Below are 23,780 nucleotides of genomic sequence, written 5' to 3' on the forward strand. Positions count from 1 at the left end.
CACAGCTCCGGCGCCGTGAGCGCCGGTCAGGCCGAACAGGCCCCAGTTCATCCAACTGATCCATCACACATGGGAGTTGACTTACGATGACCTCACCGACCCGCACCACCGTCGCGGCGGCGATCGCCGTGGCCCTCACCGCGGCGGGCACCGCGTCGGCCGGGACCACCGGTTCGGCCGTGACGACCGCGCCCCTGGTCCGGGGCCTGTACCAGTCGGCGTACTCCGAGCGGGGCGACGCGCTGTGGGTCACCGTCACCGTGGGCCGACCGCCGGTCACCACCACCAGCCTGCTGAAGGTCGACCCGGACACGCTGGCTGTCGAGCAGACGATCACCCCGCCGGTCACCGACGCCACCACCGGCGCCCGCGAGGCCGTGTACGGCGTCGCCGTCGACGACGAGCACAACAGAGTCTGGGTGACCAACACCCGCAACAACACGGTCGCCGTCTACAGCCAGAAGACCGGCGCACACCTGGCCACCCTCCCGAACGTGGCGCACGCGCGCGAGATCGTCGTCGACGACCGGCACAACACCGTGTGGGCCAGCGGGTTCGGCGACGGCAGCATCGTCGCCTTCGACTCCAGGAGTCTGAAGGAGAAGCGGCGCGTCACCGTCGAGGGCGCCGGGCCCGCGGGCCTCGCCGTCAACGAGCGCACCGGGACCGTCTACGCCTCCGACCTGAGCGGCGACCGAATCATCGAGGTCTCCGCTCGGTCGGACACCCCGCGGTTCCTCCCGGCCGGTGACGGCCCGATCTCCGTGGCGCTGTCCGCCGACGGCCGTACCGCTTACACGGCCGACCAGACCGTCGGCACCGTATCCGTCGTCGACCTCGACAAGGGGGTCGTCACGAAGTCGGTGGCCACCGGTGCGGGTGCCCTGTCCGTGGCCGCCGAGGGCCGCACGGGCAAGGTCCTGGTGGCCAACCGCACCGCCGGAAGCGTCACGGTCGTCGACCCCCGCACGGGCTCGGCCGTCGAGACGGTCACCACCGGCGCCAACCCCAACCATGTCGAGGTGGAGGGCGGCACGGCGTACGTCCTCGACAAGTCCGGCGCGGGCGCCGGCGGCGAGGACCAGGTCACCCGCATCCGCATCGCCCGCTGACCCACACCGGCGGCCCGGCGGACCTGCACGTCCGCCGGGCCGTCGGCGCGGGACACGTCAGGCGCCCGCCGTGCCCACCGCGCCCGGCACGGCCGCGGCGGGCGACCTGGACGCCACGGCCTCGTCCCAGCCCGCGCCCTTCGCGATGGCCTGCCGCCACTGCCGGATCGCCTTCGGCGGCATCCCCACGGCCAGCGCGCCGGTGAGCCGGTCGCCCGTGCGGTAGGCGGCCACGAAGCGGCCCTCGGCCAAGTCGCCCTCCACTACAGCGACTTCGTCGTGGCCGCGCAGGTACCCGTAGGCCTGGATCTTCATGTCGTACTGGTCGGACCAGAAGTACGGCACCGGCGCGAACGGCTTGCGGGCCTCGGGCTCTGCGAGCAGGTTGCGCGCGGCTGCCATGCCCTGTTCGGCGGCGTTGGTGCGGTGCTCGATCCGCATCGACTGCCCGAACAGGGGGTTGTGCCAGCGGGCGACGTCACCGGCGGCGTACACGTTCCGCGCGGCCTCGCAGTACTGGTCGCAGACCACGCCGTCGCCGACGGCGAGCCCGCTGCCGTCGAGCCAGTCGGTGTTGGGGAGCGAGCCTGCCGCGACCAACACCTCGTCGGCCTCGATCAGTTCACCGTCGGCGAGGCGCACACCGTCCCCGGTCACCTCGGTCACGGTGACCCCGCAGCGCAGGTTCACGCCCCGCTCAAGGTGGGCCCGGGTCAGCATCTCGCCGACCTCCGCGCCGACGGCGTGGGCCAGCGGCACCGGGGCGGGTTCGAGAAGCGTGACCTCGCAGCCGAGCCGCCAGGCGACGGCGGCGGCCTCGGCGCCGAGGAACCCGGCGCCGACCACGACCAGCCGCCGCCCCGGTGTCAGCCGGTCCCGCAGCCGCACCGCGTCGTCCAGGGTGCGCAGCACATGCCCGCCCTCGCCGGGCAGCCGGCGCGGCCGCACCCCGGTGGCCACGACGAGCCCGTCGTACGGCACCGTCGAGCCGTCCGCCAACTCCACCGCACTGTCGGCGAGTCGAAGGCCCGTGGCGGCCACACCGAGCCGCAGGTCCAGGCCGAGTCCGGCCAGGTCGTCGGGGGTGCGAAGGGCCAGCCGCGCGGGCTCCCACTCGGCGGACAGCACCTGCTTCGACAGGGGCGGGCGGTCGTACGGGGCGAGCGGTTCGTCGCCTACGAGGGTGAGCGTGCCGTCGTAGCCCTCTCGGCGGAGCGTCTCGGCCGCGGCGAGCCCCGCGGCCGAGGCGCCCACGACGACGATGCGCCTCACTGGTCCACCAGCCGGATGGCGGCGGCCGGGCAGATCGCCACGGCCTCTTTCACGCCGTCGAGATGTTCGGCGGCGGGCTGCTCGTCGAGCAGGATCGCGATGCCGTCGTCGTCCTGGTCGAACACGTCCATGGCGGCCAGCACGCACTGCCCGGACGCGACGCACTTGTCGGCTTCCAGCTCCACCTTCATGGTCGGTTTCCCTTCGTCACGCATGGTTGTCGGTTGGTCGTGCGGGGAGGGTGCGGAAGCCGTCACCAGGTCACGGGCAGTTCGTGGACGCCGTAGATGAACGCGTCGGTCTTGAACCGGACGTCCTCCAGGGCGCACGCGAGCTTCAGCGTCGGGATGCGCTTGTAGAGGGTGCCGTAGACGACCTGGAGTTCCATGCGGGCCAGCGGCTGGCCGAGGCACTGGTGGACGCCGAAGCCGAAGGCGACGTGGCGGCGGGCGTCGCGGGTGATGTCGAGGCGGTCGGGGTCGGCGAAGACCTCGGGGTCGCGGTTGCCGATCTCGTTGACCATGATGACGCCCTCGCCGGCCTTGATCACCTGGTCGCCGATCTCGATGTCCTCGGTGACCGCCCGGCGCCGGCCCAGGTGGGTGATGTGCAGGTAGCGCAGGAGTTCCTCGACCGCGGAGGCGACGAGTTTCGGGTCGTCGGTCTCGCGCAGCAGGGCGAGCTGGTCGGGGTGCTGAAGGAGGGCGAGAGTGCCGAGCGCGATCATGTTGGCGGTGGTCTCGTGGCCCGCGATCAGCAGGAGCAGGGCCATCTCGGTCGCCTGCTGGTGCGTGAGTTCACCGGCGGTGATGCGTCCGGCGATGCTGGAGAGCAGGTCGTCCTTCGGCTCGGCGAGCCGCTTGCCCAGGAGTCCGGCCAGGTAGCCGGCGACCTCACGGGTTGCCACACCCCGCTCCTCGGGCGTGGCGGTCGTACGGACCATGGTCTTGGTGTGCTCCTGGAAGAACTCGTGCTCCTCGTACGGCACGCCCAGCAGCTCACAGATGACCAGCGAGGGGATCGGCAGCGCGAACACGTCGACGAGGTCCACCGGGCCGGGACCGGCCAGCATGTCGTCGATCAGGCCGTCCACGATGCGCTGCACGGCGGGCCGCAGCGCCTCGACCTTCTTGATGGCGAACGGCGCCGTCACCATCCGGCGCAGCCGGGCGTGCTCGGGGTCGTCCATCATGATGAAGCTGAGCTTGCCCTCGCCCGCCTCGGGGCTGGCCTTGGTCGGGTAGCCGGGCTGGTCGGTGTCGGCGCTGACGCGCGGGTCGCCCAGGATGGCGCGCTGTTCGGCGTACCGGGTCACGAGCCAGGGCTCGCTGCCGTCCCACAGCCGCACCTTGGTGAGGGGCCCCTGCTCCTGGAGGTCCTTGAGCGCGGGTGGGGGGTCGAAGGGGCAGCGGGACTGCCGGGGCATCGGGAACTCGGGGGCGGCGTCCTGCGCCTGGGGCGCGATGCCGGTCGCGGTGTCGGCCATGGTGCTCCTCGGGTGGGGGGATCGGCCTCGATGAGCACATGCAAACAGAGGGGTCTGACGCCTTCCGGTCAGTTTCCTGACAGGATGCTGACGTGACCCAGATCACAGCGGCGAGCTTAACCGGCCTTTATCGCAGGCGGGTTGGCGGCACTCTACGACCGACCGCCCCGGGGCCACCCCACGACGAAGGGCGCCCCCGAGTAAATCCCGGTGACGCCCTTGTTTGCATCGCTGTGGGTCAGGAATCGATGTCGACCCGCCCCAGCCAGTACCCGAAGCCCCGGCGCGTGTGGATCAGCGCCGGGCCGTCCCGGTCGACCTTGCGGCGCAGGCGGGAGACGAGTTGCTCGATCGCGTTGTCGCCGCGGTGGTCGCCCCAGACGTAGCGGCCGATCTGCTCCTTGGACAGCACCCGGTGCGCGTTGACCAGGAGATGGCGCAGCAGCCGGTACTCCGCGGGCGTGAGGTCGAGGGCCCGCGTCCCGCGCGTCGCCCGGCACACGGTGTCGTCCAGCGCGAGGTCGCCGTACTGCAGGGGGTTGCTCCTGGGCGGGCCGGGGCGGGTGCCGCGGAGCAGTACCTGGATCCGGGTGAGGACTTCGGCCACCCGGAACGGCTTGGTGACGTAGTCCCGCTCCCCCGGGCCGAGTGCGGGCACGAGCCGGTGCAGCGCGTCGTACTCGGTGAGGAGCAGGACGGGCGGCCGGTACGGGAGCGTGGGGCGGCGCTCCCGGCCGAAGTGCGCCATGTCCGGCAACGTGGTGTCGAAGACCACCAGGTCGAAGTGGTGTTCGGCGACCCGCGCCAGCGCCTCGGCACCCGTGCGGCTCAGGCTGATGCGGTAGCCCGCAAGCTCAAGGGTGGTCGAGAGCAGCTCGGCGAGGTCGGGCTCGCCCGCGACGATCAGGATGTGCTGCCCGGCGCCCCGGGCGAGGGCGGCGCGCTGAAGGGCGGGGTTGTCATGGGCGGGAACGGCCGCGGGACGAGGGGCGCTCCGCGCGGAACGCAGGGCTCCGCCCACGGGCGGGGCCGTCTGACGGGGGCTCATAACCCGCCCCGTCCGGCGCCGCCGCAGCGGCCTTGACCGAGGGTGGCTTGCACGGTCGTACTCCTTCGTACTCCTGGCGCGGGGGCCTCAGCGGCCCGGTGTGACGGGTGCCAGCCACATGCCGACGACCGCGTCGGCCAGGCCCGTGGCGGCGTCGTCCCAGCTGGACCGCGGTGTGGGGGTGTGCTCGGCGAGGGCGCGCTCGCGCTCGGCGGCCACGTGGACGATCAGATGGCGGACCATCTCGCCGCGTTCGGCACGGACCTCGGCCGGGAGGTCGGGCAGGCACCGGTTCAGGCCCTCGATGATCTTCTGCAGCGACGGGGCGGTGAGGGCCTCCTCGACCATGATCCGGTGCAGGGCCGGATCCGAGACGACCTGCGCGCAGAACCGCGCGTACCAGGTGGGGCTGCCGAGCGCGGCGAGGTGTTCGAGCGCCGGGCGGACCAGACAGTCCACCCAGCCGCGTACGTCGTCGGGGTCGGCCAGGTCGGCGACGAGGCGGGCGCGGATCTCCTCGATGCGCGTGGCGTGCTTGCGGGCGATGGCACGGACCAGCTCGGCCTTGGTGCCGAAGTGGTAGCCGACCGCCGTGTTGTTGCCCTGTCCGGCGGCCTCGCTGACCTGGCGGTTGGAGACCGCGTACACGCCGTGTTCGGCGAAGAGCCGCTCGGCCGCGGTCAGGAGCAGCTCCCGGGTCGCGTTGACCTGCTCCTCCCGCAGGGTCCTGCCTGCCATGATCACCACCGCACCGGGACTTTGCCGATTCCCCGCGACGGCCAGTCCCTCGAGCCGTCGCGGTGCGCACACCTACAATCTAAGTCACTTGATTGAAAGAAGTGTGAACATGGTGGAGCGGGCTACACCTGCACCCCGGGTGCCCGCACCCCCGCGCACGGCACCCCGGTCGCCTAGCGTGCGGGGCATGCGGGCGACGGTGCGACAGGCCGGGCGTGCGACGGCCCATCTGACGGTCGCCGCCGCGATGGCCTTCGGGATGTACCTCTTCATCACGGTGCTGCTGATCACCGCCATCGGAACCGTGGCGGTGATCGGCTGCTGGCTGCTGCCCGAGACGGTGCTGCTCCTCCGGCGGATCGCCGGGGCCAAGCGCCGCCTGACCACCGCCTGGACGGGGCGGGAGATCCCCGAGGCGTACCGGGCCCTCGACGGGCCGCTGACCGAGCGGCTGCGCACGGCCGTGCGCGACCCCGGCACGCTCACCGATCTGCGCTGGATGGCCGCCTACTACGTGTACGGCGCGCTGCTCTTCCTCGCCCTGCCGCTGTGGCCGGTCGGGCTCGTCGTCGACGGCGTGAGCTGCGGGCTGCTGCGCCGCCGGGCCGTCGTCCTGCCGTGGATCGTGCGCCTGGCCGACCTGGAGGCACGCTGGTCGACCGCGCTGCTCAGGCCCTCCCCGAAGGCGCTGCTGGCGGCCCGGGTCGAGCAGCTGAGTGCGACCCGGGCCGACGCGATCGCCGCGCACGGCGCCGAACTGCGCCGTATCGAGCGGGACCTGCACGACGGCGCGCAGGCCCGGCTGGTGGCGCTGTCCATGCGGATCGGGCTCGCCAAGCGTGCCTACGACCGCGATCCGGACGCCGCTCGCAAGCTGCTGGACGACGCCCAGGCACAGACCGAGGAGGCGCTGGCGGAGCTGCGGCAGGTGGTCCGCGGCATCCACCCGCCGATCCTGACCGACCGCGGCCTGGTCGGGGCCGTGCGCGCGCTGGCCGCCGGCAGCGGGCTGCGGGTGGCCGTGGACGTGGTGGAGCTGGAGGACGACGGGCCGAGGGCGCCCGCGGCGGTGGAGGCGGCCGCCTACTTCGTGGTGGCCGAGGCCCTCACCAACGTCGCCAAGCACAGCGGCTCGCCGACGGCCTTGGTCCGGATCGCCCGGATGCGGCGCGGGCTGCGGGTCGAGGTGGCCGACGACGGCCGGGGCGGGGCGGACGAGTCGAACGGTTCGGGGCTGCTGGGGATGCGCCGCCGGGTCGCGGCGCTCGACGGGACGGTGCGGATGTCCAGCCCGGTCGGCGGGCCGACGGTCGTCGAGGTGGAGCTGCCGTGCGTGTGGTGAGGACGGGTCCCGCTCCCCCTCGGGGATGACCTTGCCCGTGGCGCGTACTGCGTTCCGAGTACCGGCGAATGTCGGCAGAGGTACGACGACGTGCCGGGCGGTTCCCTGGAAGCTGTACCCGCCCCCTCCGGAACCGGAAGAACCCCGCTCATGACGATCCGTGTACTGCTCGCCGACGACCAGGCCCTGCTGCGGGCCACTTTCCGGATCCTGATCGACTCCTGCCCGGACATGGAGGTGGTCGGCGAGGCCGCCGACGGCGCCGAGGCGCTCACCCTCGCCCGGGATCACCGCCCCGACCTGGTCCTGATGGACATCCGCATGCCCGGCACCGACGGGCTGGCCGCCACGTCCGCGATCTGCGCCGACCCGGACCTCGCGGCGGTGCGCGTGCTGATCCTCACCACGTTCGAGATCGACGAGTACGTCGCGCGGGCGCTGCGGGCCGGGGCGAGCGGCTTCCTCGGCAAGGACGTCACCGCGGACGTGCTGCTCGACGGCATCCGGACCGTGGCCGCCGGCGAGTCCCTGCTCTCCCCCACCGCGACCCGCACGCTGATCACGCGGTTCCTGGCGTCGCCCGCCGAGAGCTCGCAGTCGGCCGCGCCCGAGGACCTCGCCGCCCTCACCGCCCGCGAACGGGAGGTCATGGCCTGGGTGGCCGAGGGGCACTCCAACGACGGGATCGCCGAGAAGCTCTTCGTCAGCCCGCTGACCGTGCGCACCCATGTCCACCGCGCCATGACGAAGCTGGGTGCCCGTGACCGCGCCCAACTCGTGGTGATGGCCTATCAGTCGGGTCTGGTGCGGGCCGTGCCGCCGAACGCGGACACCTGAGGTCACGCTCCCCCTCGAACGAAAAGCGCCACGGCCGCCGTTCAGGGGAAAACCGCGGCAAGGGCGCGTGGCGGTGGGCGAGGCCGTCGACAACTGACCCGTGAGCCTGCCGCTGATCCCTCCCATGCTCGCCACGCCCGGCACCCTGCCGCCCGCGGCCCAGGACGCCCGCTGGGCGTACGAGACCAAGCAGGACGGCCAGCGTGCGGTCGTCTACCTGGACGGGGACGGCGGCCTGCTGCTGCGCGCCCGCTCCGGCGAGGACATCACGGCCGCCTATCCCGAACTGCGGCCGCTGGGGCGGGCGCTGGGCACCACGCCCGCCGTCCTGGACGGGGAGATCCTGGCGCTGGACGAACAGGGCCGCGCCGACTTCCAGTTGCTGCAGTCCCGTATGGGCCTTGCGCACTCGCCCGCCCGGGCCGCGCGGATGGCGGCGCAGACGCCCGTCCATCTGGTGCTGTTCGACGTGCTGCACCTGGCCGGCCGCTCCGTCGTCCCGGTGCCCTACAGCCGACGCCGTGGACGGCTGGAGGCTCTGCGCCTCTCCGGGCCGTACTGGTCGACGCCGGCCGCGCTGGTCGGACACGGCGCCGAGGCCCTGCAAGCGACGCGCGACCACGGGCTGGAGGGGCTGGTGTGCAAGCGGCTGGACTCGGTGTACGAGCCCGGGGTGCGCTCCCGCGCCTGGATCAAGATCCGCAACATGCGCACCGAGGATGTCGTCGTCGGGGGCTGGCTGCCCGGCAAGGGACGGCTCACCGGCCTCCCGGGCTCGGTGCTGGTCGGGCAGCGCGCGGCGGGACGGCTGCGGTACGTCGGCAATGTGGGCACCGGCTGGAGCGAGGCCGAGCGGACACAACTGGCCGAGCTGCTGCGGGCGTCCGAGACGGACACCTGCCCCTTTGACCCCGTTCCGCGTGTGTCGGGCGCGCACTGGGTGCGGCCCCGGCTGGTCGGCGAGGTCCGCTACAGCGTCCGCACCCGGTCCGGGCTGCTGCGCCAGCCGTCCTGGCTGCGACTGAGGCCCGACCTGACACCGGAGGAGTCGGCGGCCGATATCCCGGACGACGGCGCCTGATTCACCGCTTCACGCCAAGAGTTGCGCTGATCGTTACCGCTGGTACGTCCGTGGCTCTTGGCACGGAAGTGAAAAGCCAGGATCCTGAACTGCCTTTCCCCCCACAGCCGTTGGCTGCGCCCGAAATCAGGAGGAGGACGCAGTGTCGTCACAGTCGTCCCGCATGCACCGAAAGCGCTGGATCACCGGTCTGGCCGGTGCCGCCGCGCTCGTCATCGCCTTCCCCAGCACCGCCTTCGCGGCCCCGCCCGCGGCGCTGCCCGCCAACGCCGAGGCGGCCGAGCAGACGTACCAGCCCGCCTACGACTACGACACGGACGGCTGCTACTCCACGCCCGCCATCGGCCCCGACGGAACCGTCAACGGCGGCCTGAACCCGACCGGTTCGCTCAGCGGCGACTGCCGTGACGCCTCGGACCTGGACAACACCAACGGGTACTCGCGCTACAAGTGCAACAACGGCTGGTGCGCCTACATGTACGGCCTGTATTTCGAGAAGGACCAGGCGATAGCGAACAGCAGCATCGGCGGGCACCGGCACGACTGGGAGCACGTCGTGGTGTGGGTGCAGAACAACGCGGTGCAGTACGTCTCGACGTCCAACCACGGCTCGTTCACGATCAGCCCCGCGTCCTCGGTGCGCTTCGACGGCACGCACGCGAAGATCGTGTACCACAAGGACGGCGTCAGCACGCACTGCTTCCGGCTCGCGGGCTCCAACGACGAGCCGCCGGAGAACCACAAGGGCACCTGGCAGTACCCACCGCTGGTCGGCTGGAACGGCTACCCGTCGGGCGTGCGCGACAAGCTGGTCGCCTACAACTTCGGCAGCGCCAACTTCGGTCTGAAGGACGCCAACTTCGCGAATCACCTGGCGTCGGCGAAGCCCTCGGGGATCGCGTTCGACCCCAACGCCTGAGTCGGTAGGGCGATCGGGCGCGGGACCTAGGACCCGGGCACGTCCGGCTTCCGTCCCGCGCCCGATCCCCTCCCACCGGCAGGCCGCATAGCGTCCCGTTCATGGACATGAGCTTGACGAACACCACGAGCGGGCACCTCGAAGAAGCCCTGGAACGCCTCCACGCATCCGGCCCGGAACGAGACGGCTGGCTGTCCAACCACGCCCCCATGGTCGTCGAAGCCCTCGCCGCGCACGGTCGGGCGGGGGCCGTCCACCACTGGCTGGACCTCTACCGCGACAGGCTGGAGGACTTCCCCGACCGCGTCGCCCCCGTCACCGACGCCAACTGGGCCTCGGCGCTGGGCGATCCGCGCCGCATCACCGACTGGACCGACCACTACTCCCGCGCTCTCGCCGACCGTCCCTGGAGGAGCGTTCTCGCCGAGTGGTGGCCGCGTCTGCTGCCCGGGATGTACGGCGGCGCCACGCACACCGTCATCCGGGTCGGCCACGCCGTACGCGCCCTCCAGGCGGGCGAGAACGGGCCCCGGCTGACCGAACTCGCGCACGCGCTGGGCTATTGGGCGGCGCGCCACCAGCCCGTCGCCGGCGTCGCCGCGCTGCCGGGCGCGCCGACCGCCACGGAGGCCCTGGACGCCGTACCGGCGATCGATCCCGGGCACGTGGGATTCCGCACCCGTCTGGCCGCCGTACGCCGGCTGCCCGTCTGGGCCGGCGACGTGACCGACCCGGACACCGCGAAGGACCGCCTCGCCGAGCTCGTCCGGGCCGCGACCCACCGCTACGCCACCCACGGCCACGGCGAGCCGACCATGCTCGTGCACGCGGCGACGGCACCCAACGCCGTGTTGCGCACCCTGGATTCACTGCCCCGCGACCAATGGGTGCCGAGCCTGCACGCGGCCTGGACGGCCTCCGCCGCCGTGACGGCGATGTACGGGCCGGTCGAACCGGTCGCCTATGTACCGCCGGCGCGACTGACGGCCGAGGAGGTCCTGGAGAAGGCCCTCGCCCACGGCGACGAGCACGTCATCAAGCTCACCGACACGGCCCTGGACATCGGTGACGACCTCGCCCTCGCGGCCGCGCTGCGGGCGGTCGAGATCAGCCGGCCTCTGGTCTGACGTCCCCGTCGGACAAGGCGTCGCCCAGAGCCGTTCGCCCGTACAGCACGTAGTGGCCCTGCCGCCGGGACACCAGCAGGCCCGCCTCCCGCAGGACCGACAGGTGGGCGGACACCGTCGAGGGGGCCAGGCCGTGGCGGCGGGCCAGGTCCGTCGTCGAGGACGGCGTGGTGAGTCCGGCGAGGACGGCCGCGCGCTGGTGGCCGAGCAGCCGGGCGAGCGCCTGCGGCGGACGCGGCGCGGGAGCGGTATGGAGGCGGCCCATGCCCCGCGCGGGGTAAATGACCGTGGGCTGCCAGGGCCGCGCGAAGCCGCTCACCACGTCCGGCCACACGAACACGCTCGGCATGAGCAACACACCTCTGCCGTCCGGTCGTTGGGCGTCCGGCACGTCGCCGTACCTGCGCAGGGTGAGGGTGTGGTCGACCCAGTCGACGGCCGGATGCAGCCCGGTGAGCAGCGCGTCGAGGCCGCCGTCCGCCGCCTCGCGCGAGCGGTGCGCGATGTCGGCCTCCAGGACGGCACGGTGACGCGGCCAGTCCGGGGCGAGCAGGGCGTGCCAGGCCCGTTCGGTGAGGTCGGCCAGGCGCCGCACGGTGGCGGCGGGGTCGTCGAGCGCGGCACGCCCCTGCGGTGACTCGGCGAGACCCGGGGTGCAGGCCAGGGAACGGGTCATCTCGGCGTGCGCCAGGGCAGGGTCGGTGGCACGCAGGCGGGCCAGCTCGTCGTCGAAGGAGGGGTACGGCTCCTGCGGGGGCGGGCCGAGGAAGTCGGGGGTGTAGCCGCCCGGGGGTGGGACGAACAGCCACAGCGGTGACAGGTCGAGGCCGGCCACCGTACGGCGTACCCGACGCAGCCAGCCTTGGTGGTAGCCGTGCCGGGAAGGTCGGCGCAGCATGCGCAGTGCCTCGTGGGTCTGGCACAGCGGGGAGATCGCGAACCGGCAGCGCGTGAGGTCGTCGGTGCCGAGGTGCAGGGCGAGCGGCATGACGTCCCCCCGTCGTGAGCCCCAAGGATTCTTCCGCGAATGATTCGTCCTGGATCGAAAGAGTAGAGGCGTCCGCCGCACCCCCGCACGCTTGCCCCGACTCCCCCTGTCGGAAAGGCGGTTGGATGGGCAGCGTAGGTCCGGCTCCCTGGCGGCGTGCCGCCGTCGTCGCGGCGCTGATGCTGGCGGCGTTCACCTTCAACACCACCGAGAACCTGCCGGTCGGCCTGCTCGGGCTCATGGCGGACGACCTGGGAGTGTCACTGGCGGCCGTGGGCGCCCTGGTCACCGGGTACGGCCTGACCGTGGCCGTCGTGTCGCTGCCCCTTGCCCATGCCACGCGGTCCGTGCCTCGCCGGTATCTGCTGGCGGGGCTGCTGGGGCTGCTCGCCGTGGCGAGTTGGGTGTCGGCGCTCGGCGGGATGTCCTACGGGGTGCTGCTGGCGGCGCGGGTGGCGACGGCGCTGACGCAGGCGGTGTTCTGGGCGGTGATGGGGCCGGTCGCGGTCGGTCTGTTCCCTCCGGAGCGGCGGGGGCGGGTCATCGGTCTGCTGTCGGTCGGCGGTTCCCTGGCCACGGTGGCCGGGGTTCCGGCCGGGACCTGGCTGGGCGGGCACACCGGCTGGCGGACGCCGTTCGCGCTGCTCGGCGTGCTGGCGCTCGTCTCGCTCGTGACCATCGGTGTGCTGCTGCCGTCGTCCCGCCCGGAGGACGGCCACTCCGCGTACGGCGCGGCTCCCGACCGGCGCGGGTTCCGCGTGGTGCTGACCGTGACCGCCCTGTCGGTGACCGGTGCCTTCGCCGCCTTCACCTACGTCGTCGCCTTCCTCGACGAGGTGAGCGGACTCGGCGAGGACGCGGTGAGCGCGGTGCTGTTCGCCTTCGGCGGGGCGGCGCTCGCCGGGGTCATGGTGGCCGGGCCGCTCCTCGAGCGCTACCCACGGGCCACGCTGGCCGTGCCGGTGGCAGCCCAGGCGGTGGCGCTCCTCGGCCTCTGGGCGACCGGTCACGTCCCGGTGGCGAGCGTCGTGCTGATCATGCTGCTGGGTGCCTCGGTGGCATCCGCCTTCATGGCGACACAGAGCCGGGTGCTCCAGGTGGCGCCGGGCCGCACCGAGACCGCGCTCGCCGCCAACTCCGCCGCCTACAACCTGGGCATCGCCGCCGGTGCGCTGCTCGGCGGTGCGCTGCTGCCCTCGGCCGGGGTGCGTGGCACGTTCCTGGTCGGAGGGCTGCTGACGGTGGGGGCGCTCGCGGTGCTCGGCCTTCCGCTGCGGCGCGCGGGCGGCAAGGGGCGGGCGCGAATGGGGCACTACCGTGCGGACGCGGGGCGGTGACGGTCTATCGTGTCCGCATGTCCGTCCCTGAACTGATCCGTATCGTCTCCCGCGACTCGCCGATGGCACTCGCCCAAGTGGAGCGTGTCCGCGCCGAGTTGGCGGTCCTGCACCCGGGTGTGCGCACCGAGGTCGTGCCCGTGAAGACGACCGGTGACAAGTGGATGGGCGATCTGTCCAAGGTCGAGGGCAAGGGCGCGTTCACCAAGGAGGTCGACGCCGCTCTGCTGGCGGGCGAGGCCGATCTCGCCGTGCACTGCGTCAAGGACGTCCCCGCCGACCGTCCGCTGCCCGCGGGGACGACGTTCGCCGCGTTCCTGAAGCGGGACGACATCCGGGACGCCCTCATCCACCCCGGTGGGCTCACGCTGGACGAGCTGCCGGCCGGGACCCGGATCGGCACCTCCTCGGTGCGCCGGGTCGCCCAGCTGGCCGCCACCCACCCGCACCTGGAGTGCGTGCCGTTCCGCGGCAACGCCAACCGGCGGCTGGAGAAGCTTGCCGCCGGTGAGGCGGACGCGCTGCTGCTCGCGCTGGCCGGCCTCGAACGCATCGGCCGCACCGACGTGATCAGCGAGGTCCTCTCCCCCGAGGTGATGATGCCGCCGATCGGTGCGGGCATCCTCGCGCTGCAGTGCCGGGAGGGCGACACGGAGCTCATCGACGCGGTCAGCGGCCTCGGTGACCCGGACACCTATCGGGAGGCCACGGCCGAGCGCATGTTCCTGCACGTCCTGCAGGGGCACTGCAACAGCCCGATCGCCGGGTACGCGCGCGTGGACCGCGGCGGCGAGCTGTCGCTGCGCGCCTGTGTGTTCACCCCGGACGGCAAGACACGGCTGAACGCCCACGAGCGGGCCGGCCGCCTGGACCCCGCCACGCTCGGTACGTCGGTCGCCGTCGCCCTGCTGCGGCAGGGCGCCCGCGAGATGATCGACGGCATCCCGCACTGAGAACCTGTGTCATCCGGCGGGTCGGCGCTCGCGCGTCAGGCGGTGCCCTCTTCGGCCTGGTCGCGCAGGAAGTTGCTCACCTGGAGCGCGAGGCCGTCCCGCAGGGTGGCGGCGTGGGCGCCGACGGAACCCTCCTGGAGGCCGAGGCCGCCGGTCCACAGCCGACGGTCGGCCCACTCCTCCTCGACGCGCAGCTGGATCTGCACATCGACCTGGCTCAGGCTCGCCTCGGGGCCGGCGGCGTAGAGCACGGCGGTGGCCCGGCGCAGCGGGTAGACGTCGAAGCCCTCGATGAACTGCGAGTTGCGCCAGTCGATGAACGCGGCCTCCCCGTCCCGGCCGATCCGCACGTCGATCTGGCCGTCCTCGAGGTGGATGCCGAGGTGCCTCTCGCCGCGGTTCTCGACGGTGACGCGGACCCTGAAGTACGTCAGCCCCTCGGCGGCGTCGTCCCGCCCGCGCGGCGGCTCGGCGGACTCCAGGCAGTGGACGCGGACACGCAGACCGGCATGCTCGTCGTACTCGTGCCAGTCCCCGACCACGTTCGGCTCGTACACAATCCACCTCTCGACCCAGAGAGCTGCTTCCTATCTTTGCGCTCAGTGCACTGTCAAATGAGCAGAATGCGCTGTGGCCAGCCCATTCGCCCCCTTGATCACCGATCAAGCCGTGGGCAGGAAGAATCCGCTTTCTGGCCCGGCGACCGTGTTCACCCACGTGCCGCACATCACGTTCCGCACCAAGATCGGCGGGCCGGGATCAGCGGGCCAGTCGGCCCAGCAGCGAGGAGGCCGCGGTGATGCCGAGCACGGCGGCCACCAGCAGGACGGCGAAGTCGAGCGCGAGGTGCGCGGGGGTGCCGAGGAGGAGGCCGCGCAGGGCGTCGACCTGGTAGCTGAGCGGGTTGGCCTTGCTGACCGCCTGGAGCCAGCCCGGCATCACGGACAGCGGGTACAGGGCGTTGGAGCCGAAGAACAGCGGCATCGTGATGGCCTGCCCGAAGCCCATCAGCCGGTCACGGTTGAGGACGATGCCGGCGATGGTGATCGACAGGCAGGAGAAGAACGCCGATCCGAGGACGACGACCGCGGCGACGCCGAGCAGCTTGAGCGGGTTCCAGGTCAGCGCAACGCCCAGCACCGCGGCGATGAGGATCACGACGACCGCCTGGACCAGGGACTTCACCCCGGCCGCGAACGCCTTGCCGGTGATCAGGGCCGACCGCGGGGTCGGGGTGACGAGGAGCTTGTTGAGGACGCCGGCGTCGCGCTCCCAGATGATCTGGATGCCGTAGAAGATGGCGATGAACATCGCGGACTGGGCGATGATGCCGGGCGCCAGATAGTCGATGTAGGGGACGCCGTCGGTGGGGATCGCCCGGAGCCGGGTGAAGGTCTGGCCGAAGATCAGCAGCCAGAGGGCGGGCTGGACCGCGCGGGTGTACAGCTCGGTGCGGTCGTGCCGCAGCTTCTGCAGCTCGACGGCGCACATGGCCGCGACACGGGCGGGCAGCAGCCGCCAGCCCGCGCGGGGTTCGGGCGGCGAGAGCAGCAGGTCGATGCCGACGGGTTCGGCCCGGTCAGCCGACGCGGCGGGCGGTGCGGCGGGTGCTTCGGACATCGCGGAAGTCTCCTGAACTCTCGTCGAGTCCGCTGCCCCCGACGTCGCGGAAGACGTCCTCCAGCGTGGGCAGCGGGTCGGTGTCGGCCCCGCCGGCGGCACGCCTGCGCGCGCCGAGCCCCTCCCTGAGCTCGGCCGGGGTGCCGAGGGCCCGGATGCGGCCGCGGTGCATCAGGCCGATCCGGTCGCAGTACTGGTCGGCCTCGTCCATGTAGTGGGTGGTGACCAGGACCGTCATGCCGGTGGCGGCGCGGACGGCGCCGATGTGCTCCCACACCCCGGTGCGGGCGATCGGGTCGAGGCCGATGGTGGGTTCGTCGAGGATCAGCAGCCGGGGCGCGCTGACCAGGGCCTGGGCCAGTTCGAGCCGGCGGACCATGCCGCCGGAGTAGGTGCCGGCCAGCCGGTCGGCGGCGTCGGTGAGGCCTACGGCGGCCAGCGCCTGGCCGACCCGTGCGGAGCGTTCGCGGCGGGGCACGTCGAAGACGCGGGCGAACAGGGCGACGTTCTCCCGGCCGGTGAGGCTCGCGTCGGCGGACAGCTGCTGCGGGACGTAGCCGAGCAGGCGCCGTACGGCCATGCGGTCGCCTGCGGCGTCGTGCCCGAAGACGCGGACCATGCCGGCGGGGACCGGAAGGAGGGTGGTCATGCAGCGGATCGCCGTGGTCTTCCCGGCGCCGTTGGGACCGAGCAGCCCGAAGACCTCGCCCTCGCGCACCGTCAGATCGAGTCCGTCCACCGCGTTGGTCTCACCGAAGGCGTAGGCGAGCCCGGTGCAGGCCACGGCCTCGGCGACGTCTGGTGTCATGGGCGCTCGCCCTCCTCACGCAGTGTGTCGGCCAGTCTGCGCAGCGCCGGGACCGCCGCGAGCAGCGTCTCCCGGTCCGTCTCGTCGAGGCGGGCCAGCCGGTTTCGTACGAGGTCGGCGCGCCGCCTGCGCCACTCGCTCAGCCGGGCCTCGGCCGCGGGAGTGGGCAGCAGTCGGGCGGCGCGCCGGTCGGCCGGGTCGGTCTCACGGACCAGATAGCCCTGCCGGGCCAGCTGGTTGACCAGCGTCGAGACCGAGTTGCCCGCCAGGTACAACTCCTTGGCCGCGTCCGAGATCCCGATGCCGGGCCGCTCGGCGACCAGCCGGAGCAGCTCCACCTCGGCGCTGCGCAGCCGCGGGTCGGGCATCTCCCGCCGCAGCCTGCGCCGGATCAGCCGTTGGACCCCGACGAGCGCGTCGGCCAGTTCCTCCGGGAAGGACTCGTCCGCCATGCTGTCGAGATTACCTCTGTAGCAGAGGTAATGAGCAGAGGTGGAGGACCCAAGGAACGGCAAAGTGTTTCGGGTACTATTTCTACGGGAATTGTCCCTTATGTGCTTCGGACAGGAGGCACGTCCGTGGGAGCCGGCCCGCCAGGTCCCTGGGTGTCTCCGAGAGGTCCGTAGGCGCGTCCGCACCTCCCATGGTGTCTGTCCAGTCAGCACCTGCTGAGGGAGGTGCGCACTCATGAGTGCCACCACCAGAACGAAGCAGCATCCGCACGACGACGCCCCCGACACGGCGGAAGCGTTCGACCGGCTCATCGCACTGGCCGAAGGGCCGGAGCGCAAGGCGCTCAGGGACGATCTGGTCCGGGCCTGGTTGCCCATGGCCGAGCGGATCGCCGTCCGGTTCAAGGGCCGCGGCGAGTCCCTCGAGGACCTGTACCAGGTGGCCGCCCTCGGGCTGGTGAAGGCCGTCGACCACTACGATCCGGCACGCGGCCACGCCTTCGAGGCGTACGCCGTGCCCACCATCACCGGCGAGATCAAGCGGCACTTCCGCGACCACATGTGGACACTGCATGTGCCGCGTCGGGTCCAGGATCTGCGCAATCGGGTCCGGAGTTCCGCGAAGGAGCTGTCGCAGAGCATCCCGGGCCGCGCGCCCACCATCCCCGAGATAGCCGCCCACGCGCATCTGAGCGAGAGCGAGGTGCGCACCGGGATGGAGGCCCTGGAGTGCTTCTCCGCGCTGTCGCTGGAGGCCGAGATGCCCGGCACCGAGGGTTACGCGCTGGGGGACGCGATCGGCGGTCCGGATCCGGCGTACGACGTGGTCGTCGACCGCGTGGCCGTCAAGCCGTGTCTGCAGCGGCTGCCGGAGCGGGAGCGGACCATCCTCTACCTCCGGTTCTTCGGCGGGATGACCCAGAGCCGGATCGCGCAGCAGCTCGGCATCTCTCAGATGCATGTGTCGCGGCTGTTGAGCGGCTGCTTCGATCACCTGCGCGAGGAACTGGCAGCCCGCGAGGAACTGGTCGCCGAGGCCCGCTGAAAGAGGCCCGCCGATCAGGTCGGCAAGACCGGTCAGTCGTGTGGCGATCCCGGAATCTGCGTCGGGCCGTAGCGTTCCAGGGCCTCTTCGAGTTCGACGCGGATCTCGGGCGGCATCCTCCCGTCGCGGCCCCAGATGAGGATCAGTTCCGCGACATGGCGGAGCTTGATGTTCGTGTGCTGGGAGACGTCCTTCAGCACCGCCCAGCCCTGGTCCGGCGCCACTCGCCCGAGCGCGACGACCATGCCGATCGCCTGGTCCACGACGGCGTGCGAGACGACCGCCTCCTTGAGCTGGCCGACCTCCTCCTCCAGCTCGAGGATCCGGTCGGTCTCGCTCTTGTCGACGGGCTCGTTCGGTGTCGGTGCCACGCCTCCATCCTCGCCGCTTTGCCGGGCGCGTGCCAGTGAGGCCAAGGGGCTGGTCCTCGGTCGTTTCGGCACCCCGCCGGGGGTACTCGACAGGCCCCGGAACGGTTCCGGCCGGACACTGGGAAAGGACCGGTGGCCCGCCGGCCGGGCGAGACCAGGACGCGACTGACATGAACAATGCGCGAAACCCCCGGGGCACGGCCGAGGTCGTGTCCACCCACTCCGTGTTCGGTGCGCCCTGCTGGGTGAGCCTGACCAGCCGCGATCTCGAGGCCACCCAGGAGTTCTACTCGGCCGTGCTGGGCTGGCGCTGGCGGCCGGCCAAGCTGGGCGACCGGTTCCGGGTGGCGCTGGCGCAGAGCGTGCCGGTGGCGGGGATCGCCGCGGTGGCCTCGATGTGGCAGATGGCCGTGGCCTGGACGCCGTACTTCGCCGTGCCCAGCGCGGACGAGGCGGTGGCGCGGGTGCAGGAGCGCGGCGGCACCACGGCCGTCGGGCCGCTGTCCCTGCCGCCCGGGCGGGCGGCGCTGCTGGCCGACCGGGACGGGGCGACGTTCGGCATCTGGGAGGGGGAACTCATCTCCCACTGGGAGACGTGGCGCCGGGCCGCACCGACGTTCATCCGGCTGCACACCCGTGATGCCTTCGACGCCGCGATGTTCTACGGCGAGGTCCTCGACTGGGCGACGGACCGGCCCGGCTGCTGCGAGGTGCGTTACGAGGGCGGGGAGGTCGTGCTGCGCAGTGGGGGCGATGTGGTGGCGCGCATCGAATCGGGGGCGCTGGAGGCCGCGCCTGATCCGACGATCCGGCCGCACTGGCAGGTTCACTTCGCGGTGGCCGATGTGGAGGGGTGTACGCGGGCCGCGGAGTTGCACGGAGGAAGTGTGCTGTCCAAGGGCAGTGACGAGGCTGTGCTGCGGGATCCGGACGGGGCGCAGTTCACGGTGACTTCGCATCGCGAACGGTAGCGCCCCCTTCAGGGCGTTGCACGCGACGGTCTCGACAGGAGCACCAGGCTGCGGCGTTCGATCAGGAGGGCCGTGACTGCCTTGTGTTCCGACTCGTCCGGGGGGCCCTGGGGTTCGGCTGTGTCGATCAAGGTGGTCCAGCGTTCACCGTAGGTGAGGTCAGGGAGTTGGAACTCGACCGGCTCCCAGTAGCTGTTGAGCAGGAGCAGGAAGGAGTCGTCCACCACGGGGCGGCCGCACCAGTCGGGTTCGGCTATGGCGTCGCCGTTGAGGAAGACCGCGAGGGAATGGGCGTCGGGGCGGTTCCAGTCGTCGTCGGTCATCTCGCGGCCGTCGGGCTGGAGCCAGACCAGGTCGGGCAGCGGTTGTTCGGGGTGGGTCGCGGTTTCGCCCCGGAAGAAGCGGCGGCGGCGCAGGACGGGGTGGGCGGCGCGCAGGGCGATGACGTAGCGGGTGAAGTCCGCGAGGGCGCGCTGGTCGTCGGTGTGGCGCCAGTCGATCCAGGAGACCTCGTTGTCCTGGCAGTAGGCGTTGTTGTTCCCGCGCTGGGTGCGGCCGAGTTCGTCGCCGTGGCAGAGCATGGGGATGCCCTGGGAGAGCAGCAGCGTGGCGATGAGGTTGCGCTGCTGACGGGCGCGCAGCCCGAGCACCGCCGGGTCCCGGGTCTCGCCCTCCGCGCCGCAGTTCCAGGAGCGGTTGTGGCTCTCGCCGTCCCGGTTGTTCTCGCCGTTGGCCTCGTTGTGCTTGTCGTTGTAGGAGACGAGGTCGCGCAGGGTGAACCCGTCGTGCGCGGTCACGAAGTTGACGCTGGCGCGCGGGCGGCGCCGGCTGTGTGCGTACAGGTCGGAGGAGCCGGTCAGCCGGGAGGCGAACTCGCCGAGCGAACCGGGCTCGGCGCGCCAGAAGTCCCGTACGGCGTCCCGGTACTTGCCGTTCCACTCCGACCACAGGGGTGGGAAGTTGCCCACCTGGTAGCCGCCCTCCCCCACGTCCCACGGCTCGGCGATCAGCTTGACGCGGCTGATCACCGGGTCCTGCTGGATCAGGTCGAAGAACGCCGAGAGCCGGTCCACCTCGTGGAACTGGCGGGCCAGCGTGGCCGCGAGGTCGAAACGGAAGCCGTCGACGTGCATCTCGGTGACCCAGTAGCGCAGCGAGTCCATGATGAGCTGGAGCACGTAGGGGTGGCGCATCAGCAGGCTGTTGCCGGTGCCGGTGGTGTCGTAGTAGTGCGCCCAGTCGCCGTCCACCAGGCGGTAGTAGGAGGCGTTGTCGATGCCGCGGAAGGAGAGGGTGGGGCCGCGCTCGTTGCCCTCGGCGGTGTGGTTGTAGACGACGTCCAGGATCACTTCGAGGCCGGCCGCGTGCAGCGCCTTCACCATCGCCTTGAACTCGTCGACCTGTTCACCGCGGGTGCCGTGGGCGGCGTACGCGTTGTGCGGTGCGAAGAAGCCGATCGTGTTGTAGCCCCAGTAGTTGGACAGGCCCCGGTCGAGCAGTACGCCGTCCTGGACGTACTGGTGCACCGGCATCAGCTCGACGGCGGTCACGCCGAGGGACGTCAGGTGCTCGACGATCGCGGGGTGCGCGAGGCCTGCGTAGGTGCCGCGCAGGTCCGGCGGGACGTCGGGGTGGGTGCGGGTGAGACCGCGTACGTGCGTCTCGTAGATGACGGTGTCGGCGTACGGCCGGCGCGGCGGACGGTCGTCGCCCCAGTCGAAGTGCGGCTCGGTCACCACCCCCAGCATCGTGTGCCCGGCGCTGTCCGCCGCGGACGGGGCTCCCGGCGTGCGCTCGAAGAGGGAGGCGTGGTTGTCCACCCGCCCGTCCACCGCCCGGCTGTACGGGTCGAGCAGCAGCTTCGCCGGATTGCACCGGTGGCCGACGTCCGGGGCCCACGGGCCGTGGACCCGGTAGCCGTAGCGCTGTCCCGGGCCGATCCCGGGCAGATAGCCGTGCCAGACGAAGCCGTCGACCTCGGTGAGCGGAATCGGGGTGTGCCGGTCCTTGTCGTCGACCAGGACGAGCTCGACGCGGTCGGCGACCTCGCTGAACAGCGCGAAGTTGGTGCCCTGTCCGTCGAAGGCGGCGCCCAGCGGATAGGGGTGCCCGCTCCAGGCGGGCACCCCTTTGCACACGTCTTTGCGGCGTCGTCTCTGGGTCACCGGGCCTCCTCCAGGGCGCCGTCCCGGGCGCCCGTCGCTTCGACCAAGGCGGTGACGGGCACCTCGCGGGGCACCCCGCGCGCCTCTCGCAGGCTGGGCGCGGGCGCCGCCGGGACAAGCGGGACTCGTTCGCCGGCGCGGGCGCGCTGCGAGAACCAGATGACCTTGCTGCCGGTCTCGGTGGCGCAACAGCCCCAGCCGTCGCTCATCGCGGCGAGGTGCTGCAGGCAGGCGCGCAGCTCGTGGTCCGGGCGCAGGGCGCGGTCATTGTCGCCGATGGCGGTGATGAGGTGCTGGCCGTTCCACCACATCTCGATCGAGGTGTTCTTGTCCCTCGCGTGCTCGTCGATCACCCGCAACAGCATCTCCGTGCCGTGGCGGACGGGCTCGACAAGGGTCTCCAGGTCCCAGTACCGGAGGTGAGCGGCCATAATTCGGCTGACCTGACCCACCCGTTCGGGGCTGACTTCCACGTCGAGGTGGTAGTAGCAGGGCACTGCGGTCTTCACCGTCGTTACCTCCTCACCACGAAAGCTCCCGCTCTCCTCGCCCCTGCGGGACGGGCCCCGAGCACGGAGCGTGAGCGCCGATCGCTTCTGAGTCACTTCAGGGTGAGGGCAGTACGCCATTCGTGCAACAGGAGCGGACATCCGATGTAGTTGAAGCTCCAACAGGACGCTGAGTCATCGACCATGCACCATGTGTGAAGACCTCGATGCCCGCAACGGAGCCCGTGCGTGTACGCGCGCGGGTTCCGCCCGACGGTCGGGAGACGCGTCATCGAGCAGCACGGAAGGTGAACGGCGCCATGCTGCTACCGGCCAAAGCCGAAGTCGCCCGGCAACTGCGGCGATACCGGGCCTGGGAGCGCGCCATGCTCGCGGCCCCGGCCGACCATGCGGTGCGCGTCACATTCGAGGACGCCGGCTACACCCTGTGCGTGCTGATGGGGAAGCGCTGCGCACGGGAGGCCGCGGACGCGGCCGAACGCTATCTGCGCTGCACTCTGGCGGCCTACCTCGGGGAGCAGGACGAACGGCCCCGCGTGCGGGTCTCCGCGCGGCGGGGGCCGACGAGAACACGGCGGTGGCGGTTCCTCGCGGGGAGGTAGCGGCCTTCCGGCACAGATCGGACCCCGGCCGGGCCTCGTGCCCGGCCTCGAGCACGGTGGAGGTGAACCATGGGCAGGACCAAGACGAGGACCGGTCGCGGGACCGGGACGATCGGCCGTATCCCGGTACGGGACGTACAGCCGGCCGTGGAGTGCGGCAGACATCCGGCGAAGGCGGTCGCGGGAGAGACCTTCGAGGTCACCGCCACCGTGTTCCGCGAGGGCCATGACGCCGTCGCCGCCAATGTCGTCCTGACCGACCCCGACGGCCGTCCCGGCCCGTGGACGCCGATGCACGAACTGGCCCCGGGTTCCGACCGCTGGGGTGCCAAGGTGACGCCGCCCGCGGTGGGCAACTGGACGTTCCATGTGGAGGCCTGGGGCGATCCGGTGGCCACCTGGCTGCACACCGCTCGCATCAAGGTTCCGGCGGGGATCGACGTCGGGCTGGTCCTGGAGGAGGGCGGCGAGCTGTACGAGCGCGCGGCGGCCGGAGTGCCCGACGAGGCGGGGCGGGCGACCGTGCTGGCCGCGGCCGAGGCGCTCCGGGACGACTCGCTGCCGCCCGTGTCGCGGCTGGAGGCGGCGTTCGCGGCCAACGTGGATGCGGTGTTGGGGCGGTATCCGCTGCGGGACCTGGTCACCGCGTCGGACCCGCTGCCCCTGCTGGTCGAACGCGAACGGGCCCTTTTCGGCTCCTGGTACGAGTTCTTCCCCCGCTCCGAAGGCACCCCCCAGCAGCCGCACGGCACCTTCACCACCGCCGCCCGCCGCCTGCCCGCGATCGCCGCGATGGGCTTCGACGTCGTCTACCTCCCGCCCATCCACCCCATCGGCACCACCTTCCGCAAGGGCCCCGACAACACCCTCTCCGCCGGCCCCGACGACGTCGGCGTCCCCTGGGCCATCGGCTCCCCCGAGGGCGGCCACGACGCCATCCACCCGGACCTGGGCACCCTGGAGGACTTCGACGACTTCGTGGCCCGCGCCCGCGACC

The 23,780-nt window shown here is 71.9% G+C and carries 25 protein-coding genes; 12 read left to right on the forward strand and 13 right to left on the reverse strand.

The features are described from left to right. The first annotated feature begins 86 nt into the window (after window positions 1–86). Window positions 87–1,112 (forward strand): YncE family protein, encoded by a 1,026-nt coding sequence (locus BLU79_RS37275; RefSeq protein ID WP_093910424.1) that lies wholly within the window; start codon window positions 87–89, stop codon window positions 1,110–1,112. Between the two features lie 57 nt (window positions 1,113–1,169). Here BLU79_RS37275 and BLU79_RS37280 read toward each other — a convergent pair whose 3' ends face one another. The 5 genes from BLU79_RS37280 to BLU79_RS37300 all read right to left on the reverse strand — a co-directional run bounded on the left by BLU79_RS37280 (window position 1,170) and on the right by BLU79_RS37300 (window position 5,656). After that, complete coding sequence (locus tag BLU79_RS37280) at window positions 1,170–2,384, reverse strand: NAD(P)/FAD-dependent oxidoreductase (protein ID WP_093910425.1); 1,215 nt, start codon at window positions 2,382–2,384, stop codon at window positions 1,170–1,172. Beyond that, the gene (locus tag BLU79_RS37285; protein WP_093910426.1) at window positions 2,381–2,575 is read right to left on the reverse strand and encodes a ferredoxin; all 195 of its coding nucleotides are present in this window, start codon (window positions 2,573–2,575) and stop codon (window positions 2,381–2,383) included. The genes BLU79_RS37280 and BLU79_RS37285 overlap by 4 nt, the downstream gene beginning before the upstream one ends. A gap of 62 nt (window positions 2,576–2,637) precedes the next feature. Next, window positions 2,638–3,870, reverse strand: coding sequence for a cytochrome P450 (locus tag BLU79_RS37290; RefSeq protein ID WP_093910427.1), 1,233 nt, complete (start codon window positions 3,868–3,870; stop codon window positions 2,638–2,640). A gap of 238 nt (window positions 3,871–4,108) precedes the next feature. Further along, on the reverse strand, window positions 4,109–4,918 hold the full coding sequence (locus BLU79_RS37295) for a response regulator transcription factor (RefSeq protein WP_093910428.1): 810 nt from the start codon (window positions 4,916–4,918) through the stop codon (window positions 4,109–4,111). 87 nt (window positions 4,919–5,005) lie between these two features. After that, entirely contained in the window at window positions 5,006–5,656 is a 651-nt protein-coding gene (locus tag BLU79_RS37300) for a TetR/AcrR family transcriptional regulator (protein WP_093910462.1), read from the reverse strand. 187 nt (window positions 5,657–5,843) lie between these two features. On the opposite strand from BLU79_RS37300, the gene BLU79_RS37305 reads away from it, so the two are divergent. From BLU79_RS37305 to BLU79_RS37325, 5 genes are all read left to right on the forward strand, one after another. Beyond that, window positions 5,844–6,998 carry a sensor histidine kinase gene (locus tag BLU79_RS37305; protein ID WP_093910429.1) on the forward strand — a complete coding sequence of 385 codons (1,155 nt, stop codon included), beginning with the start codon at window positions 5,844–5,846 and terminating at the stop codon, window positions 6,996–6,998. Between the two features lie 150 nt (window positions 6,999–7,148). Next, complete coding sequence (locus BLU79_RS37310; RefSeq protein WP_093910430.1) at window positions 7,149–7,835, forward strand: response regulator; 687 nt, start codon at window positions 7,149–7,151, stop codon at window positions 7,833–7,835. Window positions 7,836–7,935: 100 nt separating this feature from the next. Next, entirely contained in the window at window positions 7,936–8,916 is a 981-nt protein-coding gene (gene ligD / locus BLU79_RS37315; protein WP_093910431.1) for a non-homologous end-joining DNA ligase, read from the forward strand. Between the two features lie 142 nt (window positions 8,917–9,058). Continuing rightward, the gene (locus tag BLU79_RS37320) at window positions 9,059–9,835 is read left to right on the forward strand and encodes an NPP1 family protein (RefSeq protein WP_093910432.1); all 777 of its coding nucleotides are present in this window, start codon (window positions 9,059–9,061) and stop codon (window positions 9,833–9,835) included. A gap of 101 nt (window positions 9,836–9,936) precedes the next feature. Continuing rightward, the gene (locus BLU79_RS37325) at window positions 9,937–10,962 is read left to right on the forward strand and encodes a questin oxidase family protein (RefSeq protein WP_093910433.1); all 1,026 of its coding nucleotides are present in this window, start codon (window positions 9,937–9,939) and stop codon (window positions 10,960–10,962) included. On the opposite strand, the gene BLU79_RS37330 is transcribed toward BLU79_RS37325, so the two are convergent. Further along, complete coding sequence (locus BLU79_RS37330) at window positions 10,943–11,950, reverse strand: ArsR/SmtB family transcription factor (RefSeq protein ID WP_093910434.1); 1,008 nt, start codon at window positions 11,948–11,950, stop codon at window positions 10,943–10,945. The two genes, BLU79_RS37325 and BLU79_RS37330, sit on opposite strands and share 20 nt — an antisense overlap. 125 nt (window positions 11,951–12,075) lie before the next feature. On the opposite strand from BLU79_RS37330, the gene BLU79_RS37335 reads away from it, so the two are divergent. Together BLU79_RS37335 and hemC are read left to right on the forward strand one after the other, a co-directional pair. Further along, on the forward strand, window positions 12,076–13,287 hold the full coding sequence (locus BLU79_RS37335; protein WP_093910435.1) for an MFS transporter: 1,212 nt from the start codon (window positions 12,076–12,078) through the stop codon (window positions 13,285–13,287). Between the two features lie 17 nt (window positions 13,288–13,304). Then, the gene (hemC, locus tag BLU79_RS37340; protein ID WP_093910463.1) at window positions 13,305–14,240 is read left to right on the forward strand and encodes a hydroxymethylbilane synthase; all 936 of its coding nucleotides are present in this window, start codon (window positions 13,305–13,307) and stop codon (window positions 14,238–14,240) included. Between the two features lie 35 nt (window positions 14,241–14,275). Here hemC and BLU79_RS37345 read toward each other — a convergent pair whose 3' ends face one another. The 4 genes from BLU79_RS37345 to BLU79_RS37360 all read right to left on the reverse strand — a co-directional run bounded on the left by BLU79_RS37345 (window position 14,276) and on the right by BLU79_RS37360 (window position 17,120). Beyond that, a complete protein-coding gene (locus BLU79_RS37345) occupies window positions 14,276–14,797 on the reverse strand; it encodes a hypothetical protein (protein ID WP_093910436.1) in 522 nt (173 codons plus the stop codon). A gap of 202 nt (window positions 14,798–14,999) precedes the next feature. Further along, window positions 15,000–15,860 (reverse strand): ABC transporter permease, encoded by an 861-nt coding sequence (locus BLU79_RS37350; protein WP_093910437.1) that lies wholly within the window; start codon window positions 15,858–15,860, stop codon window positions 15,000–15,002. Further along, window positions 15,820–16,668 carry an ABC transporter ATP-binding protein gene (locus BLU79_RS37355; protein WP_093910438.1) on the reverse strand — a complete coding sequence of 283 codons (849 nt, stop codon included), beginning with the start codon at window positions 16,666–16,668 and terminating at the stop codon, window positions 15,820–15,822. The genes BLU79_RS37350 and BLU79_RS37355 overlap by 41 nt, the downstream gene beginning before the upstream one ends. Beyond that, window positions 16,665–17,120, reverse strand: coding sequence for a MarR family winged helix-turn-helix transcriptional regulator (locus BLU79_RS37360; protein ID WP_093910439.1), 456 nt, complete (start codon window positions 17,118–17,120; stop codon window positions 16,665–16,667). Before BLU79_RS37360 ends, BLU79_RS37355 begins: the two co-directional genes overlap by 4 nt. 235 nt (window positions 17,121–17,355) lie before the next feature. On the opposite strand from BLU79_RS37360, the gene BLU79_RS37365 reads away from it, so the two are divergent. Then, window positions 17,356–18,165 (forward strand): SigB/SigF/SigG family RNA polymerase sigma factor, encoded by an 810-nt coding sequence (locus BLU79_RS37365; protein ID WP_093910440.1) that lies wholly within the window; start codon window positions 17,356–17,358, stop codon window positions 18,163–18,165. Window positions 18,166–18,197: 32 nt separating this feature from the next. Here the strand turns inward: BLU79_RS37365 and BLU79_RS37370 are convergent, their stop codons facing one another. Further along, on the reverse strand, window positions 18,198–18,536 hold the full coding sequence (locus tag BLU79_RS37370) for an ANTAR domain-containing protein (RefSeq protein WP_093910441.1): 339 nt from the start codon (window positions 18,534–18,536) through the stop codon (window positions 18,198–18,200). Window positions 18,537–18,706: 170 nt separating this feature from the next. Between BLU79_RS37370 and BLU79_RS37375 the strand changes: the two genes are divergently transcribed. After that, window positions 18,707–19,507, forward strand: coding sequence for a VOC family protein (locus BLU79_RS37375; protein WP_093910442.1), 801 nt, complete (start codon window positions 18,707–18,709; stop codon window positions 19,505–19,507). Window positions 19,508–19,515: 8 nt separating this feature from the next. Here BLU79_RS37375 and glgX read toward each other — a convergent pair whose 3' ends face one another. Next, a complete protein-coding gene (gene glgX, locus BLU79_RS37380) occupies window positions 19,516–21,633 on the reverse strand; it encodes a glycogen debranching protein GlgX (RefSeq protein ID WP_177001330.1) in 2,118 nt (705 codons plus the stop codon). A 35-nt stretch (window positions 21,634–21,668) separates the two neighbouring features. Next, the gene (locus BLU79_RS37385; protein ID WP_093910444.1) at window positions 21,669–22,181 is read right to left on the reverse strand and encodes a pep a2; all 513 of its coding nucleotides are present in this window, start codon (window positions 22,179–22,181) and stop codon (window positions 21,669–21,671) included. Between the two features lie 299 nt (window positions 22,182–22,480). Here BLU79_RS37385 and BLU79_RS37390 point away from each other — a divergent pair, with 299 nt between their 5' ends. After that, window positions 22,481–22,783 (forward strand): DUF5133 domain-containing protein, encoded by a 303-nt coding sequence (locus BLU79_RS37390; RefSeq protein WP_093910445.1) that lies wholly within the window; start codon window positions 22,481–22,483, stop codon window positions 22,781–22,783. A gap of 69 nt (window positions 22,784–22,852) precedes the next feature. Continuing rightward, on the forward strand, window positions 22,853–23,780 hold a 928-nt coding region (locus tag BLU79_RS37395; RefSeq protein ID WP_143052550.1), incomplete at its 3' end, for a maltotransferase domain-containing protein.

Source organism: Streptomyces sp. cf386 (genome assembly GCF_900103585.1).
In the GTDB taxonomy this organism is placed as follows: domain Bacteria; phylum Actinomycetota; class Actinomycetes; order Streptomycetales; family Streptomycetaceae; genus Streptomyces.

Coding starts and splice junctions, on each gene's coding strand:
- BLU79_RS37305 (WP_093910429.1), top strand. CDS start 5,844: ATGCGGGCGACGGTGCGACAGGCCGGGCGTGCGACGGCCCATCTGACG.
- BLU79_RS37325 (WP_093910433.1), top strand. CDS start 9,937: ATGGACATGAGCTTGACGAACACCACGAGCGGGCACCTCGAAGAAGCC.
- BLU79_RS37285 (WP_093910426.1), bottom strand. CDS start 2,575: ATGAAGGTGGAGCTGGAAGCCGACAAGTGCGTCGCGTCCGGGCAGTGC.
- BLU79_RS37390 (WP_093910445.1), top strand. CDS start 22,481: ATGCTGCTACCGGCCAAAGCCGAAGTCGCCCGGCAACTGCGGCGATAC.
- BLU79_RS37335 (WP_093910435.1), top strand. CDS start 12,076: ATGGGCAGCGTAGGTCCGGCTCCCTGGCGGCGTGCCGCCGTCGTCGCG.
- BLU79_RS37310 (WP_093910430.1), top strand. CDS start 7,149: ATGACGATCCGTGTACTGCTCGCCGACGACCAGGCCCTGCTGCGGGCC.
- BLU79_RS37375 (WP_093910442.1), top strand. CDS start 18,707: ATGAACAATGCGCGAAACCCCCGGGGCACGGCCGAGGTCGTGTCCACC.
- BLU79_RS37350 (WP_093910437.1), bottom strand. CDS start 15,860: ATGTCCGAAGCACCCGCCGCACCGCCCGCCGCGTCGGCTGACCGGGCC.
- BLU79_RS37275 (WP_093910424.1), top strand. CDS start 87: ATGACCTCACCGACCCGCACCACCGTCGCGGCGGCGATCGCCGTGGCC.
- hemC (WP_093910463.1), top strand. CDS start 13,305: ATGTCCGTCCCTGAACTGATCCGTATCGTCTCCCGCGACTCGCCGATG.
- BLU79_RS37365 (WP_093910440.1), top strand. CDS start 17,356: ATGAGTGCCACCACCAGAACGAAGCAGCATCCGCACGACGACGCCCCC.
- BLU79_RS37360 (WP_093910439.1), bottom strand. CDS start 17,120: ATGGCGGACGAGTCCTTCCCGGAGGAACTGGCCGACGCGCTCGTCGGG.
- BLU79_RS37300 (WP_093910462.1), bottom strand. CDS start 5,656: ATGGCAGGCAGGACCCTGCGGGAGGAGCAGGTCAACGCGACCCGGGAG.
- BLU79_RS37355 (WP_093910438.1), bottom strand. CDS start 16,668: ATGACACCAGACGTCGCCGAGGCCGTGGCCTGCACCGGGCTCGCCTAC.
- BLU79_RS37330 (WP_093910434.1), bottom strand. CDS start 11,950: ATGCCGCTCGCCCTGCACCTCGGCACCGACGACCTCACGCGCTGCCGG.
- BLU79_RS37290 (WP_093910427.1), bottom strand. CDS start 3,870: ATGGCCGACACCGCGACCGGCATCGCGCCCCAGGCGCAGGACGCCGCC.
- BLU79_RS37295 (WP_093910428.1), bottom strand. CDS start 4,918: ATGAGCCCCCGTCAGACGGCCCCGCCCGTGGGCGGAGCCCTGCGTTCC.